This is a genomic window from Streptomyces sp. WELS2, from assembly GCF_013870595.1.
GTDB lineage: Bacteria > Actinomycetota > Actinomycetes > Streptomycetales > Streptomycetaceae > Streptomyces.
The window spans coordinates 1-878 of the sequence record NZ_JACBWZ010001379.1 but is presented as its reverse complement, the minus strand read 5'-3'; the positions used below and the strand labels follow the sequence as shown (position 1 = coordinate 878).

Genomic DNA, 878 nt, shown 5'->3' with positions numbered 1-878 from the left:
CCGGGGACGTCGGCGCCCTCGGTGAGCGCGGGTTCGACCCGCTTGGCGAGGACCTTGCCCAGCTCCACGCCCCACTGGTCGAAGGAGTCGATGTTCCACACCGCGCCCTGGACGAACACCTTGTGTTCGTAGAGGGCGATCAGCTGGCCGAGCACGGACGGGGTCAGCGCGCGGGCGAGGACCGTCGTGGTGGGCCGGTCGCCCTGGAAGGTCTTGTGCGGGACGAGTTCCTCGGGCACGCCCTCCGCGCGGACCTCCTCGGCGGTCTTGCCGAAGGCCAGCGCCTGGGTCTGGGCGAAGAAGTTGGCCATCAGCAGGTCGTGCTGGGCCTTGAGTTCGGCGCCGAGCTCGGCGACCGGCTCGGCGAACCCGATGAAGTCCGCCGGGATCAGCTTCGTGCCCTGGTGGATCAACTGGTAGTAGGCGTGCTGCCCGTTGGTGCCGGGCGTGCCCCAGACCACCGGCCCGGTCTGCCAGTCGACCCGCTTGCCGTCACGGGCGACGTACTTGCCGTTGGACTCCATGTCCAGCTGCTGGAGGTAGGCGGTGAACTTCGACAGGTAGTGCGAGTACGGCAGCACCGCGTGCGACTGGGCGTCGTGGAAGTTGCCGTACCAGATGCCCAGCAGACCCAGCAGCAGCGGGGCGTTGGCCTCGGCGGGCGCGGTGCGGAAGTGCTCGTCCATCAGATGGAAGCCGTCGAGCATCTCCCGGAACCGGTCCGGACCGATCGCGATCATCAGGGACAGGCCGATCGCGGAGTCGTAGGAGTACCGGCCGCCGACCCAGTCCCAGAACTCGAACATGTTGTCCGTGTCGATGCCGAACTCGGCGACCTTCCCGGCGTTCGTCGACAGCGCCACGAAGTGCTTGGCCAC

At 68.1% G+C, this 878-nt stretch carries 1 protein-coding gene; it reads right to left on the bottom strand.

What is annotated here, in order from left to right; all coding sequences use genetic code 11:
- On the bottom strand, nt 1–878 hold an 878-nt coding region (gene pgi, locus H5J33_RS36485), incomplete at both ends, for a glucose-6-phosphate isomerase (RefSeq protein WP_181798958.1).